The organism is Leifsonia sp. SIMBA_070 (genome assembly GCF_046534635.1).
GTDB lineage: Bacteria > Actinomycetota > Actinomycetes > Actinomycetales > Microbacteriaceae > Leifsonia.
This window is the reverse complement of record NZ_JAWRYK010000606.1, coordinates 1-253: the sequence shown is the minus strand read 5'-3', so window position 1 is coordinate 253 and position 253 is coordinate 1. Positions and strand designations below refer to the sequence as shown.

Here is a 253-nt window from a genome sequence, read left to right as displayed (position 1 = left end):
ATGACGCCCGGATGGACTCAGTCCCGGTGGTGGCCCTGATCGGACAGCAGAGCCTGAGCGTCCTGGGATCCGCCTACATGCAGGAGGTGGACCTGATGCACCTTTTCCGCGACGTCGCTTCCGGTTTCCGGCAGCAGGTCAGCAGCCCGGAGCAGGCACCCCTGGTCATCGACCGGGCCTTCAAGGAAGCCCTGGCGACCCGCACACCGTCGGTGGTGATCCTGCCCCATGACGTGCAGCAGGCGCCGGCGCC

Annotated in this window: 1 pseudogene; it reads left to right on the top strand. The window is 67.6% G+C overall.

Annotated features, from left to right (window positions below):
• Positions 1 to 26: 26 nt before the first annotated feature.
• Positions 27 to 253, top strand: a pseudogene (locus SB754_RS21645) (thiamine pyrophosphate-requiring protein); the annotation flags it as partial.